The sequence below is a fragment of the Acinetobacter sp. P8-3-8 genome, from assembly GCF_000214135.1.
Classification (GTDB): domain Bacteria; phylum Pseudomonadota; class Gammaproteobacteria; order Pseudomonadales; family Moraxellaceae; genus Acinetobacter.
The window spans coordinates 41,222-58,787 of the sequence record NZ_AFIE01000001.1 but is presented as its reverse complement, the minus strand read 5'-3'; the positions used below and the strand labels follow the sequence as shown (position 1 = coordinate 58,787).

15 protein-coding genes and 1 pseudogene are annotated in these 17,566 nt (G+C 38.2%); 7 read left to right on the top strand and 9 right to left on the bottom strand.

Going from position 1 to position 17,566, the window contains the following annotated elements; genetic code table 11:
- The first annotated feature begins 74 nt into the window (after positions 1 to 74).
- On the top strand, positions 75 to 899 hold the full coding sequence (locus GGG_RS0100280; RefSeq protein ID WP_010111106.1) for an SDR family NAD(P)-dependent oxidoreductase: 825 nt from the start codon (positions 75 to 77) through the stop codon (positions 897 to 899).
- A 103-nt stretch (positions 900 to 1,002) separates the two neighbouring features.
- On the opposite strand, the gene GGG_RS0100275 is transcribed toward GGG_RS0100280, so the two are convergent.
- Positions 1,003 to 2,553: an arylsulfatase gene (locus tag GGG_RS0100275; RefSeq protein ID WP_010111104.1), complete on the bottom strand. Its 1,551-nt coding sequence runs from the start codon at positions 2,551 to 2,553 to the stop codon at positions 1,003 to 1,005.
- 151 nt (positions 2,554 to 2,704) lie between these two features.
- Positions 2,705 to 3,970 (bottom strand): anaerobic sulfatase maturase, encoded by a 1,266-nt coding sequence (locus tag GGG_RS0100270; protein ID WP_010111103.1) that lies wholly within the window; start codon positions 3,968 to 3,970, stop codon positions 2,705 to 2,707.
- Between the two features lie 865 nt (positions 3,971 to 4,835).
- Between GGG_RS0100270 and GGG_RS0100265 the strand changes: the two genes are divergently transcribed.
- The 4 genes from GGG_RS0100265 to GGG_RS0100250 all read left to right on the top strand — a co-directional run bounded on the left by GGG_RS0100265 (position 4,836) and on the right by GGG_RS0100250 (position 10,420).
- Positions 4,836 to 6,326, top strand: coding sequence for an NAD(P)/FAD-dependent oxidoreductase (locus GGG_RS0100265; RefSeq protein WP_010111102.1), 1,491 nt, complete (start codon positions 4,836 to 4,838; stop codon positions 6,324 to 6,326).
- A gap of 48 nt (positions 6,327 to 6,374) precedes the next feature.
- A complete protein-coding gene (locus GGG_RS0100260) occupies positions 6,375 to 7,307 on the top strand; it encodes an alpha/beta hydrolase (protein WP_157998070.1) in 933 nt (310 codons plus the stop codon).
- A 156-nt stretch (positions 7,308 to 7,463) separates the two neighbouring features.
- A complete protein-coding gene (locus tag GGG_RS0100255; protein WP_010111099.1) occupies positions 7,464 to 9,395 on the top strand; it encodes an AMP-binding protein in 1,932 nt (643 codons plus the stop codon).
- Positions 9,396 to 9,418: 23 nt separating this feature from the next.
- Positions 9,419 to 10,420: a nitronate monooxygenase family protein gene (locus tag GGG_RS0100250; protein ID WP_138920247.1), complete on the top strand. Its 1,002-nt coding sequence runs from the start codon at positions 9,419 to 9,421 to the stop codon at positions 10,418 to 10,420.
- A 120-nt stretch (positions 10,421 to 10,540) separates the two neighbouring features.
- Here GGG_RS0100250 and GGG_RS20535 read toward each other — a convergent pair.
- Positions 10,541 to 11,013: pseudogene (locus GGG_RS20535) on the bottom strand (transposase); the annotation flags it as partial.
- Positions 11,014 to 11,160: 147 nt separating this feature from the next.
- Positions 11,161 to 12,171: a tRNA (adenosine(37)-N6)-threonylcarbamoyltransferase complex transferase subunit TsaD gene (gene tsaD / locus GGG_RS0100235; RefSeq protein WP_010111093.1), complete on the bottom strand. Its 1,011-nt coding sequence runs from the start codon at positions 12,169 to 12,171 to the stop codon at positions 11,161 to 11,163.
- Positions 12,172 to 12,317: 146 nt separating this feature from the next.
- On the opposite strand from tsaD, the gene rpsU reads away from it, so the two are divergent.
- Both rpsU and GGG_RS0100225 read left to right on the top strand, forming a co-directional pair.
- Positions 12,318 to 12,533: a 30S ribosomal protein S21 gene (gene rpsU, locus GGG_RS0100230; protein WP_001136722.1), complete on the top strand. Its 216-nt coding sequence runs from the start codon at positions 12,318 to 12,320 to the stop codon at positions 12,531 to 12,533.
- Between the two features lie 38 nt (positions 12,534 to 12,571).
- Positions 12,572 to 13,018: a GatB/YqeY domain-containing protein gene (locus GGG_RS0100225; protein WP_010110927.1), complete on the top strand. Its 447-nt coding sequence runs from the start codon at positions 12,572 to 12,574 to the stop codon at positions 13,016 to 13,018.
- A gap of 127 nt (positions 13,019 to 13,145) precedes the next feature.
- Here the strand turns inward: GGG_RS0100225 and GGG_RS0100220 are convergent, their stop codons facing one another.
- The 5 genes from GGG_RS0100220 to GGG_RS0100200 form a co-directional block, all read right to left on the bottom strand.
- Positions 13,146 to 13,712: a GNAT family N-acetyltransferase gene (locus tag GGG_RS0100220; protein WP_010110925.1), complete on the bottom strand. Its 567-nt coding sequence runs from the start codon at positions 13,710 to 13,712 to the stop codon at positions 13,146 to 13,148.
- 29 nt (positions 13,713 to 13,741) lie between these two features.
- Positions 13,742 to 14,101: a hypothetical protein gene (locus tag GGG_RS0100215; protein WP_010110922.1), complete on the bottom strand. Its 360-nt coding sequence runs from the start codon at positions 14,099 to 14,101 to the stop codon at positions 13,742 to 13,744.
- A gap of 132 nt (positions 14,102 to 14,233) precedes the next feature.
- Positions 14,234 to 15,571 (bottom strand): M48 family metalloprotease, encoded by a 1,338-nt coding sequence (locus tag GGG_RS0100210; protein WP_227500473.1) that lies wholly within the window; start codon positions 15,569 to 15,571, stop codon positions 14,234 to 14,236.
- A 205-nt stretch (positions 15,572 to 15,776) separates the two neighbouring features.
- Positions 15,777 to 16,742, bottom strand: a complete 966-nt coding sequence (locus tag GGG_RS0100205; protein WP_010110920.1) for a D-glycerate dehydrogenase — start codon at positions 16,740 to 16,742, stop codon at positions 15,777 to 15,779.
- 73 nt (positions 16,743 to 16,815) lie between these two features.
- Positions 16,816 to 17,541 (bottom strand): hypothetical protein, encoded by a 726-nt coding sequence (locus GGG_RS0100200; RefSeq protein ID WP_010110919.1) that lies wholly within the window; start codon positions 17,539 to 17,541, stop codon positions 16,816 to 16,818.
- Positions 17,542 to 17,566 lie beyond the last annotated feature (25 nt).

The window sequence follows — 17,566 nt, the reverse complement described above, 5'->3', positions numbered from 1 at the left end:
CGTGTACAGTTGGCTATGTTTTTTCTATACTCCCTAATAAGCATAGCCAACTGCCTTATTCAAAAGGAATGAATATGTCAAAAAATACAATTTTACCTACAGCATGGATTACGGGTGGTAGTAGCGGTATTGGTCTTGAATTGGCTAAACGCTTACTTAAAGACAAATATCAAGTCTGTATTTTCGCATATGCAGGTATTGAACAAGCTGTCGCTGACTTGAAAAAATTATCGGCAACTATCTATGGTTTTGAAGTCGATGTTCAAGATGAAAAGACCTTACAAGAAAAATTTGCTGAAGCTGTTGCTATTTTGGGTACACCAGATCTGCTAATCAATTCTGCGGGTATTAGTATCGCAAAATCATTTGAAGATATGACAGCGCAAGAATTTGAAAGACAGATCAATATTAATTTGGTTGGTAGTCGTAATGTTGCACATGCAGCATTGCCACATTTAAAACAAGCAGCTCAACAGAAAAAACAGCCTAAACTGGTATTTATTGCTTCTGCTGCGGGTTTGGTTGGCTGCTATGGTTATACTGGTTATTGTTCGTCTAAATTCGGCGTTGTCGGCTTAGCAGAAGTCCTTCGTATGGAGTTGCGTAGTCAAAAAATTGATGTCGCAGTCGTCTGTCCACCAGAAGTCGACACACCGCTTGTAACTGAAGAACGTAAAAATGGTTCACCAGTCACAGCTGCATTAAAACAATTGGGCGGAAGCATGCCAGTTGAAAAAGCATGTAAAGAAATCTATGCAGGTATTTTCTCTTCTGAATTTATGATTATCCCAAGTGCACAAGCGAGAATTCTAACCAAACTCTCACGTGTATTGCCTGATCTTTATCGCAGTCAAATTGACAAGAAGCTGGATAAAATTATTCAAAAATTTGCATCTTAATTTAAAGTATTTCGAGCGTATTCAAGAAAAATTTTTATCATAAAAAATCGAGTCAATTTGACTCGATTTTTCCCTAGAGAATGATAAATGAAGCTTTTTACAATTATTCTTGCCCAGCTTGCATCTGTTTAATCAGCTCACTAAAGTCTAAAGTCGCTGCTTTTTGTACTGGTGGATAGTCCTTTAAAGACTGTGCATGTTCACTAATCAGCTCTTGAACTGGCTCATTCAACCATTGCTTACGTTGCAATACATCCGATCGGTCTGTTGTACCCTCAAACGACTCAAATGGATCCATACGAATATTATATATAATCGGGAACTTTTGTTTCTGGTACTGACTATAGTAATTTTCACTGGTTTCGAAATGTAACTTCCACTGATTAATACGAACCGCACGTAAAGTAGACTCATGATAATACAAGAAATTATTTCGCTTACTTTCTGCCGATTTTCCTGTCCAGTAATCTAAATTATTCACCCCATCTATATATTGTTTACGCTTAGTTTTCATATCTTCAACGACGTTTGGGTTACCCGCAGCGGCCGCTAAAGTTGTAAAAATATCCATATGGGCTTGAATACCATTCTTAATTTGTCCAGCTGGAATATGTCCTGGCCAACGTACCATCATCGGTACTCGCACTCCCCCCTCATAAGTGGTCATTTTCTCACCACGGAAAGGTGTGGTACCACCATGAGTTCTCGCACTATGTTCAGGACCATTATCGGTAGAATAATTAACGATGGTGTCATCAAGTACGCCCATGGCTTTCATATCATCAAGCAATTTACCCACTTGCATATCATGTTCCATGATACCGCTACCATATAAATCATGTTCAGAGGTATGCTTTGCCGCCAGATATCGATTTGAATCACGTAAATGCGTGTACATATGCATACGACTTGTGTTCAGCCATACAAAGAAGGGTTTATCGGCTTCTTTACTGCGCTTCATAAAATCTACACTGGCTGCAATAAACTCATCATCGACCGTTTCCATACGTTTACGTGTCAGCGGACCTGTGTCTTTACAAGTTTGTTTGCCCATTTTGCCAAAGCGCGGATCATCGGTACTATCTGATTTGCCAGAAGCATAGCAATGTAACACTCCACGAGTACCAAATTTTTTCTTAAATTCAGGATCTTTCGGATAATCGTACTGTTCAGGTTCTTCTTCAGTATTTAAATGATATAAATTCCCAAAGAACTCATCAAAACCATGCACGGTTGGTAAGTTTTCATTACGGTCACCTAAATGGTTTTTACCAAACTGACCATTCATATAACCCAAGGGTTTCAGTACTTCGGCTATGGTTGGCGAAGCTGCTTTTAAACCTAGTGGAGAACCTGGTCGTCCTACGGTGGTCATACCTGAACGAATTGGATACTGTCCTGTAATTAATGCTGCACGACCAGCCGTTGAACTCGGTTGAGCATAATGATCGGTAAACATAATGCCTTCTTTGGCAATTCGATCGATATTCGGTGTGGTATATCCCATCACTCCTTGACCATAAGCACTAATATTTTCCCACCCCACATCATCTGGAAAAATAATCAAAATATTGGGTTGTTTTGCAAACGTTGTTGCAGACAGCACCGCTCCGCCCAATAAGGCAACAGAACATGCAATTAAACTTTTCCGCATAGTATTTCTCCTGTTAAATTTTTTATGAAGCAAACATCAGTCTTTGTTATTGAAAATATCTATGCTCTTATTGTTTCGAAGAGACATAGCACCGAACTACAGATTCAATTTTCAGAAAAAATCTTCCTAAAAATCAGTTACAACATTTCTTCTAATGCGTTTGTATACGTTTTGCGATGTCATTTTTAGATAAAAGTGCGGTATGAAAAAACCGTTTTAGTCCTGAACATAGATAGTGCAATCCTGCTTCACCATCAGGAGTTTTTAAGAAGCGATCTTTCGGACAATCTCCCCAACAATATTGAAGGTACGGACATTCACGACAGTACTTGGGTAAAGTATTGGATTTTGCATAGGCAAATTGTTTTTGTTTTTCTGAAAAGACTAAATCACCTTGATGAATATCTTGTATATTGCCTAATTTATATTCGGGATAAACAAAGTGGTCACAGGAAAATAAATCCCCATTGTGTTCTACCGCCAATGATTTACCACAGATTTGTCCTGAAACACATTTCTGTGCACCATAGCCAAACATCATCGAAATCATGTTTTCAAATTGATCGATAAAAACTTTGCCGAAGTCTTTGTTGATCCATTCTCCCCAAACGCGTGATAGGAAATAGCCCCAATCATCGGCAGCAATTGACCAATCTGTCACCACTGAATCTGCTGTTCCCGGTTGCGATGCTGAACTTCCAAGTGTTGGTAATTCTTCAGGATTCCAATGGCCCGGCGCCGTTTGTTGAAATTGTGAACTTTCCATTCCGGGAATAAATTGAATCATGCGAGGTTGTACTTGGTCTCGTATAAAACGATAGACGTCAATCGGTCTTTTCGCATTGTCACGGTTGACGACACAAAGTGCATTAAAGGGAATTTGATAATGATGTAAGAGTGCGACTGCATGCATAACTTTGGCATGTGTCGGTTTGCCACCTTTGTTATAACGGTGTTTATCATGAAATTCGGCAGGACCGTCGATTGATAAGCCCACTAAAAAGTTATTTTCTTTTAGAAATTCACACCATGCTTCATCGAGTAAGGTGCCATTGGTTTGTAAGTCATTTTCAATACGTTGCTTGGGTTTTCTATATTTATTTTGTAGTTCAACTACTCTTTGGAAGAATTCCAGTCCCATTAAAGTCGGTTCACCACCTTGCCAACTGAATACAACCTCATCCCCTGTTTGACCTTCAATATATTGCTTGATATGCAGTTCAAGCATCGATTCAGCCATGCGTGGGGTTTTAGGTTGGTGTAACATGTCTTGTTTATGTAGGTAAAAACAATAGCTACAGTCTAAATTACATTGTGCACCTGAAGGCTTAATCATAACGTGATAACGATAAACGCCACCTTGTAGCTGTATCGTTTTCAACGATGGGGATTCAGCTTGTATTGGTATCATTTGCATTTCTATAGCATCCCTAATTGTTATGATCTCTTTCAGGCATATATTTACAAATCAACCAAATGCCAGCACGAAAAAATCATGTACAACTTGAATAGCATTTGGTCTGATTTGAATTGATGTAATTTTTAAATGTGTTTAGGGAAAGTTCCCTGCGAATATTTTGATCATTTAAATATCTTAAAATTCATGCTCTTCCCTGCCCATCATTCAAATTCACTCGCACTAATCTTTGTGCAAGCACAACACTAATACGCTTATTCTTGTGTAGGTATTAGCATCGGTGTGTTAATTCATTAGGCAAGTTATCAAATTTAGAAAATAGAAAAACCACTCAAAAGAATGGTTATTGAATTGTTTTTATCTATCCTTTAAAACTATGTCGCAGCTGGCCTTCAATGTAGAAAGGTATGAACTAATAAATATAAAACAGCATTTTGCTAATAAGTGAATAAAAAATATCTTTTTAATTATTCTAAAATGCGACTCATCCAATACCGCACATCATAAAATCATTCTCAATACGCAAAAATATCTAAAAAATCCTCATGTCATATTCACCTTTAATCATAACAATCTGACGCTTTCACTATATTTTTAAATAGATTGATGATGAATTAGGCATAGTGACTAAAATATCATCAAGTCTGTGATTTTGTTTAAATTTTATATTTAATCACACAAAAAATAAAATTAATTTAAATTAAAAATCAATAACTTAAACCAAATAAATATCTAATATCGCTCTCGCTTAAACCACGACAATCATGTCTCATAGGGTTAAAATTATGTCTCATAAAGTCAAGTTTAAACCCAGATTATCGATAAGATTTAAATGACCCGAATAACAAAGACAAGGATTTTCAAAATGAACATGGAATATGATGTAGTCATCATCGGAGCAGGTCTGGCTGGAATTGGCATGGCTTGCCAACTTTCACAGCAGAATCCAAATAAATCATTTACGATTTTGGAGCGCCGACAAGCTTTAGGTGGAACGTGGGATCTGTTTCGCTATCCTGGCATTCGTTCAGATTCGGATGTGATCAGCTTTGGTTTTAAATTTAGTCCGTGGAATAGTGATAAAGTTTTAGCTGCCGGCGATTCAATCAAGCAATATTTACAAGAAACTGCTCAGAAATTTAACATCGATGAAAAAATCCGTTACGGTATTAAAATTATCTCTGCAAATTTTTCAACCCAAACCAATAAATGGACTGTAGAAACGATTAATGAAGCAAATGGCGAGTCTTGCCAATTTACTTGTAATTATCTTGTTGCTGCAACAGGTTACTATAACCATGACCAAGGCTATACACCAAAGTTTGAGGGTGTTGAAAACTTTAAAGGTCTAGTTGTTCATCCACAACATTGGCCTGAAAATTTAGACTATAGCAATAAACGCGTCGTCGTCATTGGAAGTGGTGCAACAGCAGTTACGTTGATTCCTGCGATGGCGAATGATACTGCACATATCACCATGTTACAGCGTTCACCAAGCTATGTGATAAATGTACCAAATACCGATAAATTGGTTAATGCTTGCCGAAAAATATTATCAGAAGAATTGGTGTATAAAATTTTCCGTAAGCGTAATATTTTTATGCAACGCGGTATTTATAAAGTATCTCGTCGTTTCCCTAAACAAATGCGTTCATTCCTTCTTTCAAATGTTCAGAAAGCGTTGGGCAATCAGTATGATATGTCGAACTTTACGCCAGAATATATGCCTTGGGATGAACGTCTATGTGCGATTCCCGACAACGATTTATTTGACGTAATCCGTGATGGTAAAGCTTCTGTTGTTACTGATCAAATTGAGCATTTTACTGAAAATGGTATTTTACTCAAATCGGGTAAAACACTTGAAGCAGACATCATTGTGACTGCAACAGGTCTTGAATTACAGTTGTTTGGTGGCATTCAAATTTCTGTAGATCATGAGCAAATTAAACCAAACGAAAAAATGAGCTATAAAGGAACATTAATTGAAGATGTGCCTAACTTTGCTTATTTGTTTGGTTATACCAATGCACCTTGGACCTTAAAAATTGATTTATCTACCGATTATATTTGTCGCTTAATTAATGAGTTAGATATTCGCCAAATGGCTGCAGTAAAACCTATTGCGCCAACGAATGAAAATACCGGCAACAGTATCGTTTACGGCATGCGATCAGGTTATGTACAGCGTGGTGATTGGGTATTACCTCGCCAAGGTAAATCTACTGAATGGTTTGTCAGCCATAATTTCGAGAAAGATGCGGAAATGTATAATTTGCCAATTGAAAGCCAACATCTAGTTTGGAGTGCTACAGCACAACAGGTTAAGGCGAAAGGAAAACCCAAAGCAGCATAATTCATAATGGACATGGGTTCATCTGGCAATGTGTCAAATGAACCCCAAATGAACAATAAGAAATGGAAAATAGCCATGGATGCAATGCAACTTAATTTTATTAGCCAAGGCACTCGCTGTGCAGGTACATTACTGTTGCCTGAGCAAAATTCTAAGCCTCCTATTATTATCATGGCGCAAGGCTTTGGAATGATTAAAGAAGCAGGCTTACCTAAGTTTGCAGAACGCTTTGTTGAACAAGGTTATGCTGTATTTTCTTTTGATTATCGAAGTTTTGGAGAAAGTGACGGTTATCCACGCCACTGGGTTAGTCCGAAACGACATTTACAAGACTGGAAAGCAGCACTCGATTTTATACGAACACTCACATCTGTGGATCAGCAAAATATTATTCTCTGGGGATATTCATTCTCTGGAGGACATGTCATTCAAACAGCCGCAAGTGATGGGCAAGTAAAGGCTGTTATTTTACAAGCACCGCATGTCAATGGAATGGCGAGTTTAAAAGGTGTACCTTTATCCAAACTCGCAAAATTGAGTCTAGCAGGCTTTATGGATCTATTTGGTGGCATCGTTAACAAGCCAGTTTATCGCCCAATTATTGGTCATGAAAATGACATTGCTGCGATGACTACTGCTGATGCTTGGGATGGATATTTATCTTTATTGCCCCAAAATGCCAATTGGGAAAATAAAACACGTGCACGAATTTTTTTAGAAGTCGCAAACTATAATCCAATTCGTTTTGTACATAAACTTACCATGCCGACATTGGTCATCACAGGTCAGAATGATACGGTTATTCCTGAGAAGATGGTTCGTAATGCAGCACAGAAAATGCCAAATGCAGAGTATTTCCTGTTAAATAGCAATCATTTTGAGTTATGCACAGGTCAAATTTTTGAACAAAACATTGCATTACAAATAGACTTTCTGAATAAACACTGCCCAATACATGCTGAGACGATCATTGCTGCATAAATGAGTCATTCGCCTTTTAAATCAGAATTGATATTTCACAAAAGCATGGCTGAAACACCAATAAGCACTGAATAACTGATTTTATTTATTAATTTTTAAATGAATCCTTATTTTTAATAACTTTAATAACAAGGATTGGACTACACGGAAAAGTATATGGAACAGATTAAACATTCTTGGCATGGTGGTTTGCCTACGCTCGCAGCAATTGAACGTTTTGAAAAAGAAAAACCACTTATAGAACGTATTCCTCAAACTGTTTACCAATTATTTGTAGAAGCAGCTCAACGCTATAGCGATAAAACTGCTCTCACGATGATCATGACAGGTGAAGAAGATGAAAAGCCTGCTAGGCTCACTTACACTGAATTATTGAAACAAATTAATAGGACTGCCAATTTATTTGCTGAAATAGCAGGAACTGGGACAGGTATTGCCTATATTTTACCAACCCTACTTGAGACACAAATTACCCTTTGGGCTGCCGAAACTTCGGGTTATGCTGTACCTCTCAACCCGTTATTAAATGCTGATCATCTAGCAGATTTATTAGAAGCATCTCAAGCTAAAATTCTCGTCGTTCCAGGACCAAAAGTCGCCCCTCAAATTTGGGAAAAAGTTGAAGCCATTCGTACACGCTGCCCATATTTAAAAGTGATTGCGATTTTAGCGCCTGAAAATGAGGGGAATAGTAGCATTATCGATTTTCATCAATCGATTGCCCGTCAGCCAGATCAAGAACTTAGCTTCTCTCGCTCTGAACATCCTGATCGTGTAGTGGCTTATTTTCATACAGGCGGAACAACATCTGCACCGAAATTAGTTGCACATACCCACACCAATCAGCTCACTGCGGCTTTGGGTTCTGCTGCACTATTAGATATCCGTGCTGATGATATTCTTACAAACGGTATGCCGATGTTCCATGTAGGTGGTGCCATTGTAAGTAGTTTAGCTTTCTTTTTATCTGGTGCAAACATACTGATTATGTCGCCCGCTGGTTTTAGAAATCCTTCAATGGTGCAACGTTTTTGGCGCATTGTTGAAAATTATAAAGTGACTGTTTTAGGTGCTGTTCCGACCGCACTATCTGCGATTTTAGAGCATCCGATTAGTGGTGATCTATCTCGAGTTCGACTTGCGATCACAGGATCGGCTGCTACGCCTCGTGCATTAGCAAAACGCTTTCTTGAACAGACTGGACTATCAGTACATGAAATTTTAGGTATGACTGAATCAGGTGGAGCAACAGCTATTGATCCTGCTGGTGTTGATGCGACCATCAACTGTGTCGGACTCCGCCTACCTTATACACGCATATCTATTCATAAGCGTCTTGCAGAAGGCAAAATTGGAGAAGAATGTGCGGCAAATGAAACGGGTATTCTTGTTGTTTCTGGCCCAACTGTAAGCCCTGGTTATCTGAATGCTAGGCAAGGTGCTGATAATTTTACTGATGGCTATTTGAATAGTGGCGACTTGGGGCACATTGATGCAGATGGCAAGCTGTTCCTTTCTGGACGATCTAAAGACCTCATTATTCGTGGTGGACACAACATCGATCCTGTCATGATTGAAGAAGTGCTTGCCTCACACCCTGCTGTAGCTGCCGCCGCGGCTGTAGGACAACCTGACAGCTATGCTGGGGAGCGTCCTGTTTGTTATGTGACCCTTAAACCTAATCAAACAGTTACAGCAGAAGAACTGTTAACTTTTGCTCAAAATGGCATACCTGAACGCCCTGCTTGGCCTTGTGCAATTCATATTTTGGATGAATTGCCACTCACTGGTGTCGGTAAAATTTATAAGCCCGCATTACGTGCGAATGCGGCATTACGTGTCATTACACCACTATTAACAGAAGTTGCCGAATCGACTTTATTAGATATTAAATCTATCGACAGTGGTGCTAAAGGTTTAGTCATTGAAGTCCAATTGAGCAATGATAATGCTATCCAAGCTGTCAATGACATTCTCGGTCGCTTTACTCTAGCCAGTTGTGTACGAATCGCTTCTTCCGACGTATATCGGCAACAGCAATCCCGACATCAGCCTAATAACGTTCAATTTAGAGGATATATCAAATGACTACAAATAACGTTGACCGTCTGATGGCGCGTTTAAAGAGCAACCTGACTTTACCTGTCATTGGTGCGCCTTTATTTATTATTTCTAGCCCTAAATTGGTCATTGCACAATGCCAAGCAGGCGTGATTGGTTCATTTCCTTCACTGAATGCAAGACCTGCAAGTTTACTTGAAGATTGGCTCAAAGAGATTACTGAAACCTTGGCAGCATGGGATCGTGAGCACCCTGAGCGTCCAGCAGCACCCTTTGCTGTTAACTTGATTGTTCATAAATCAAATGATCGACTTGAACATGACCTTGCGCTATGCGTCAAGTATAAAGTACCGATCATTATCACCTCTTTAGGTGCAAGCACCGAAGTCAATGGTGCAATTCACGCCTATGGCGGTGTAGTTTTCCATGACGTTATCAATCAGAAGTTTGCTCGAAAAGCCATTGAGAAAGGTGCTGATGGTTTAATTGCTGTCGCTGCTGGTGCAGGTGGTCATGCAGGGACACAATCACCTTTTGCATTGATCCAAGAAACACGTCAATGGTTTAAAGGTCCTTTGGCTCTTTCTGGCGCAATCACAACGGGAAATGCCTTACTTGCTGCCCGTGTTTTAGGCGCTGACTTTGGTTATATCGGCTCTGGTTTTATTGCAACTCAAGAAGCAGGTGCTCCAGAAGCCTATAAAGAGATGATCGTGAATAGTGCAGCGGATGACATTGTGTATTCAAATCTTTTCACTGGTGTTCATGGAAATTATCTACAAGGTTCTATTGTCGCAGCAGGTTTAGATCCTGAAAATCTTGCTCAATCGCATGCAGCTGCAATCGATTTTGGTTCAAGTGGCGGTATGCAAAATAAAGCTTGGCGTGATATTTGGGGATGTGGTCAAGGTGTTGGAACAATCCATGAAGTTCCAACCGTTGCTCATTTTATCGCACGAATGAAACAAGAATATATTTCAGCGCTTGATCATACCCATGACATGCAACCTGCATCAAATTTAACTTTAGCAGATGAAACATGCTCAGCTTGAGTATAAATGTTCACACAAAACAAAATAGCTTTTAAGCATCGGTTGTGTTGATTGCCTAAATTGATCTGACAGTGACCGATATTTGATTGAGACTGTCAGATCAAGTCAAAACTAATACACATGAACTAATGATGGTGCACCTAAACGAGCATGATGTTGCCAGTACATTGCTTTTAAATCATCGTACTGCTTTGCTATACGTACCTGACGTTTTTTCCATGCATAGAAGCCTGAGGTGCTGACACCAAATTGTTTGCACAGCATAGTGACTTTAACCAGTCTCATTGCAAAGTATTTGATTACCATGTACTTCTCTTGCCTTGATCGGTGAGGAAGTACACATGCACTTTTTTTAGTATATCATTTGCCTCTTTGAGCTGTTTGACTTCTTTTTCTAGATCTAATATTCGTTGTTGCTCAGGTGTTAACTGACGTTTGCTTAAGCCTTCTGGATTAGCAGTACGAATCCATTTATCAAGTGTCGAGTAACCAATACCAAGCTTTACCGCAATTGATGCTAATGATTCATGTGAGTTTGCAAGTGCATAATCAATTGCTTGCTGTTTAAATTCCGGACTAAAGCGTTTACTCATGTGTACATCTCCAAAGTTAACATTACGTTATCTTTAGAGGGACGATGTGTCCATTATTTTGGCTAGGATCATTTACAAATACATCTTTAAAAAAGAGGCTTTCGCCTCTTTTTAATAAAATTTTTGAATTTTTAATACGGCTCAGTATTACTCAGGCTTAGTCAATTCTGTCATCGGCCAACGTGGTGTCGTCGTTACAGATAAACCATCTTGTTGCCCTGCTTTTAAACGCTGATACCCTGCAAATGCGATCATTGCACCATTATCAGTACACAAAGCAGGTTCTGCATAATAAACAGTACCTTTAATCTTCGCCAAATCTGCTTCTAAACGTTCACGTAAACGCTTATTAGCACTGACACCGCCTGCGATCACTAAACGTCTTAAACCTGTTTGTTTTAACGCTTTTATAGATTTTTTAACCAAAGTATCGACTAATGCTTCTTGGAATGATGCAGCAATATCTGCATCACGCTGTTCTTCACCTAATTTTTTTAACTGCACAGAAACTGCTGTTTTTAATCCGCTAAATGAAAAATCTAAGCCTTGATGTAACATTGGGCGAGGAAATTCAAAAGCCTCTTTATTGCCTTGATCTGCTAATTTTGAAATATTTGGGCCACCCGGATAAGGTAATTTCAACATTTTAGCAACTTTATCGAAAGCCTCACCTGCTGCATCGTCAATGGATTCACCGAGAATTTCATACTCACCGATGCTATGTGCTGCCATCAATTGGGTATGTCCACCTGATACCAATAAGGCGACAAACGGAAATTCCGGTGGATTTGCAGATAAAAGTGGTGCAAGCATATGACCTTCCATATGATGTACACCAATCGCTGGTTTATCGAGTGCAAAAGCCAAAGTACGACCAAATAAAGCACCTGTCATCAATGCTCCCATTAGACCTGGACCACGTGTATAAGCAATCGCATCAATCTCAGATTTTTTTACATCACTTTGTTCAAGTAGTTGATTAATCAATGGAATGAGTTTGCGTACATGATCACGAGAAGCCAGTTCAGGAACCACACCACCATATTCTGCATGCAATTTTATTTGACTATAAAGCACTTGTCCTCTTAAGCCGACCTCACTGTCATAGAGTGCTAATCCTGTTTCATCACATGAAGTTTCTAAGCCAAGAACGATCATTAAACTGCCTTTTACACATTTCGAAATATTGCTAACAGCATTATAGACTTGTGGTATGAGATGTAAATGAGTAAAATACTGCACTTCACTTGTGATCTTGGGTAATTCGACCCGAGATCTTATCCATAACTTAATGAGGATTCTTCATGCCACAAGTTAAATTGAAAGAAGGCGAACCAGTTGACGTAGCTATCCGTCGTTTCAAACGTTCATGCGAAAAAGCTGGTGTTTTAGCTGACGTTCGTAAACGCGAATTCTACGAGAAACCAACTCAAGAACGTAAACGTAAAAAAGCTGCTGCTGTTAAACGCTACCAAAAGAAATTGGCTCGCGAATCAGTACGCACTACTCGCCTTTACTAAGATTAATTTGTGATTGATTGACTAACTGGACAATATAAATGACTACTTTAAAAGACCAAATAACTGAAGTTTTGAAAGCAACAATGCGTGCTAAAGAAATGGATAAGTTAACGGTAATTCGTAGTCTCCAGGCAGCAATCAAGCAAATCGAAGTCGATGAGCGCATAGAGCTTGATGATAGTCGAGTTCTTGCGGTCATTGAAAAGCAAGTCAAACAACGTAAAGAATCGATTAAAGCCTTTGAAGGTGCTAATCGACAAGACTTAGCTAGTAAGGAACAAGCCGAACTTGAGATTTTATCTCAATTTCTACCAGCAGCTATGACTGAGGAAGAACTTGATTCAATCATTGCGCAAATAATTACTGCGCAAGAAGCTACTAGCATGAAAGATATGGGTAAGGTGATGAATTCTCTACGTCCGATCATAGCCGGACGTGCCGATCCTGCACAGGTTTCTGCAAAAATTAAAGCAAAACTTGGCTAAACCCGCATTCAAAAAGTCTTTATTTGTTTGGTTTGGTCTGTTTAATTTTTCACATTAGAACTATTTTGCAATGAAATGGTTTAGAACGATTAAATAGCCCAAATTATCTCAATCATTTCTTATTCTATTATTTATCTTTATTTTCAATCATATAGTGACAAATATCTCTCCAACTTGCATCAATTGGATTTTGTACAGATTTATATTCTATTTCTTTTAATTCAAAGTTGACTCGCTCACATAACTTTCGTGCAGCACTATTTTCTATATCCACATAGGCATGTAACTTTGAAAATGTCCATCTATGTAATAATGCATCAATAAAAATAGACAGAGCTTGCAACATATAACCCTGCCCTTGATAGCGTGCATTTCCCCAAAAGCCGATTGAAGCCTGATTTTCATCCCAGCGAATACAATGAATATCCAGAATACCTAAAAATACATGACTTGTTTTAGAGCGAACAATAAATACAAAATTTTCTTGGTTGAGTAATGCAGTCAATCTCGATCGGCAAAAAGCTTGAGAAGCTTCTAAGTTTGGTTGTTCTAATGCCCAAGGCAAACTCGCAGGAAATTTTCGTAAATCATCTAATGATTCTTTTATGCCAATATAAATATCTTCCGCATCAGATTCTTGAACGATATTTAAAACAATTTGATCATTCTCAATTTTGTATTGTGCTAAATCCATATCACCACACTTTGATCGTGATTGAGTTTTTAATGTAAATTACACTGAATATTATATTTTTTTAGAATCTGCATTTCTGGTGAAACCATGACTTTATCTATAATATTTTGTTTCGTCACAGACATGAGCGAAGGTGGTAAATCTGCACGATTTTCATCCGTGGTTTTGTACATATCATCCACGTATTTTTGAATCATTCCACAAAATTGTAATTGTTGCTGTGGGGTAAATTGATTCAATTGTGGATCTAAACTGCGTAAAAAAAACTTCATATCTGCATTGTATTGGTTTGAGATTTTTTCTACATCACGTACATAGTGCTCAGATACGCCTGCCATAATCTGGCTCGACGATAAAACCAATAACATTGTCACAAAGATTTTTTTCATTTTTAATCAATTACATTTAACCAATATCTGAGATAAATTCTAACTTTTTAATTGAAAAATAAACAGTTAAATTTGTTTATTTAATTACCCAAGAGAATATTCAAGATCTGTCTTGTCCTGAAATAAAAAGACTTATATTTTCAATCTACGCTCTTGTTGCATTGTTTTTAGTCGTACCTCAATTTTTGCACTCATGGCATTATTTTCTTTAGCCAAACGTTGAGCATGCAATAATGATTTAATCGCATTCTCCTCATCCCCACTCCAATATTGAACTTCAGATCGATTGCGTAACACATTTACAGTTCGCATTGGGTTTGATTTATCTAAATTGGCTGCTTGTTGTAATAATTGCCACCCACTAATATCACGATAATTTTTATTGATAAAACGATTTACCAACTGTTCTGCTTCTTTAGGCTTATTTTGTCGAATATACACTTCAGCCAATTTATAACTTAAAGCACGATTTTCAGGTGTAATTCTTTGTTTTGAAATAATCGCTTGATATGCATCATCAAGCTTATTCTGACCCAAATAAATATCCGTTTGAATTAAAGCAACCAAAGCATGTTGCGAATTTATTTTCTTAGCTAAATTAAGCTGAATTTGGGCATTTTGATAATCCCCTTGTTTTAAATAAAATTCACTTAACGCTAAAATACCAGCAAAATAATTTCTTCGAGCCAAAGCCTGTAATTCTTTTTCATTGGTTTGATCAGAAACAACAGCTGTATACCATTTGATGATTTCGAACTCTTGCTGATCATGACTATAAGGCACTCGTGGAAATTGATTTGCACGTAATCTTGCTTCACTCATCCGTTCTGTTGTAAGTGGATGCGTTAACCAAAAGTCAGGTAAAAAGCTCAAACGACTGGTTGAACGATGCATGGTTTCAAAAAAATCTGCCATGCTTTCAGGGTTATAACCTGCGCCATACATAAACTGCATGCCAATTCGATCAGCTTCACGCTCCTGATTACGACTATAACTGAGCTGTTTACCCATCAAAGCCGCTTGTGTCCCCATCATCACTGCTCCACCTGCATCACCATCAGCCTGTGAAGCAATCACAGCACCCACTAAAATACCTGCCAAAGCAAGTAAGCTTTGCCCTTTAAAATCTTCTTGAGAGCGACTGTAATGGCGTTGTGTCACATGTGCAATCTCATGTCCCATTACCCCGGCTACTTCATCCATGCTTTTAGAAGAGGTTACCATGCCTGTATTGAGTGCAAATAAACCACCTGGCACAGCAAATGCGTTGATTTGTGGATCTTTCACCACAACTAATCCAATCGGCTGTCCAAGTTGGGTTTGACTTAATATTCGAGAAAAAACCATCATAAATTGGTCTTCTAACCACGGATCTTGCAAAATCGGCAATTGATGATGAACTTCACGATAGACTTTTTCACCAATCATTTTTTCTTTTTGTTGATCAATAAAACCTATGCCACTTCCAATTTCAGGAACTTCAGTGTGTGATGAAGCAGAATTAAAAGAAAAGTCATCCGCTAAGCTTAACGAACTGCTTAGACAAAGGCATAGGCTCAGTAAAGTCTTGTTCAAATGTATGGCTCAATCAGGGCTAATACTTCGAATATAACATTGAATTTAGAACAAATTTGCAATGAAGTGTTATATTGTTTTAACCAAAATTGGTCATCAATTAAAAGTCAGAATTAACCAGATATCGTGGTGTTCTATCTTCTAAAGCATCTACTAAATTCTGATAAGCCAATTCTGCCATTTTCTTACGGGTTTCGGCAGTCGCTGAACCTATATGTGGCAAAGTCACCACATTATCCAATTGAAATAATGGAGATTCTTGCAGTGGTTCTCGCTGATAAACATCTAAACCTGCTGCGAAAATTTGCTTTTGCTGCAATGCTTCAATTAAAGCCTGCTCATCAACAACCGAACCACGCGCAATATTAATGAATACAGCATGCTTTTGCATCAAAGCGAATTGCTCAGCACTGATTAAGGCCTTAGAATCGCTATTTAAATCCACAGCAACTACAACAAAATCAGATTGTTGCAACAATTCTTCCAAACTTTTATATTGTGCATTTAAAGGCTGCGCCATTTCTAATTTTTCACGGCGATTATGGTAAATAATATTCATATTAAATCCATAAAAACCACGTCGTGCAATGGCTGCACCAATATTTCCTAAACCAATAATTCCTAATGTTTTACCAAAAATATCCTGACCAAACTGAGTCACTCCAACGGTACGTTTCCACTCACCTTGTTTGGTCCATTGATCTAAATAAGGCACTTTTCTCGCGGCGCTCATCAACAATGTAAATGCCAAGTCAGCGGTTGATTCCGTTAAAACATGGGGAGTATTTGATAACCAAATTTTCTTTTGATTTAAATACTGAACATCATAATTGTCATAGCCCACACTGACAGAGGAAATGATTTTAAGTTTTTGCGCAGGTTCAAGATTAGATTCATTCAGTATGCGCCCCGCACCGATCATTCCATCTGCATCAACCACTTTTTGGCGAATCTGTTGATTTATATCGCCTGCTTTTGGATTCAATACCACTACTTGATAACGAGACTCTAAACGGGCTTGGATTTCTTGATCAAACTGACTAAATACAATAACTTTTTTACGCATATCTCTTCCCTGCTTATTTCTTAACACTCATCAAATATCTTAAGACTCATCAAATCTATATCAACCTAGATCTTTAGTTCACTCTATTCTGCATAAATTGCCATAAACGACGCTTTAAAACAGGTTGATCAATCATTTCTTGTAAACTTGCTAATTGAATAATATCAGTGGCTTGCAAATGTGGAAGCTGCCCAAGACTCAGAACTTTACGCTCATTTTTGAGCGAATCAATAAAACCTTGAATATAAATATGTGCACCTTTTCCATCTTGTAATTGCAACATTGGAAATGGCCATTTTAATTCATAGTATTGCCCCACAATTGCATGCTGAATATTCAACCAAAGCTGTAGCTGATCTGCTGTGAGTTTCGTGCAATCGACTAAAATCACACAATTTGCAATACAAAATGCTTGTACTTCAAATGCATCCAACTGAATCGCAGGTTCAGTATGAAAATCAACTTGCTTTGCAATCTGCTCTGAAACCGAACTTTCGCTTTTTTGTTGTATTTCAATATTTTGTTTTAATGATGAATTTTCAGCCTGTGATTTACTCTCGGTCTTTGCAACATCCGTTGTATGCGCTTGTGCAAGTTGTTGAATAGGTTGAGCGTGTATAGTCTGAGATAAATTTTGAGACGCATCAAATTGCATAACACTGCTGTGTTCAAGTGAAGCAATATCACGATATAAATTATTTTGGTATGGACGTGTTTGCACATCAGACCTTGGAACCCATAGGTCGATTCCCATTGTAGCCATGAGACTACGCTGATGTTCTTGCAAATTCACATTCATTATGGATTCAATACGATTTCATTTC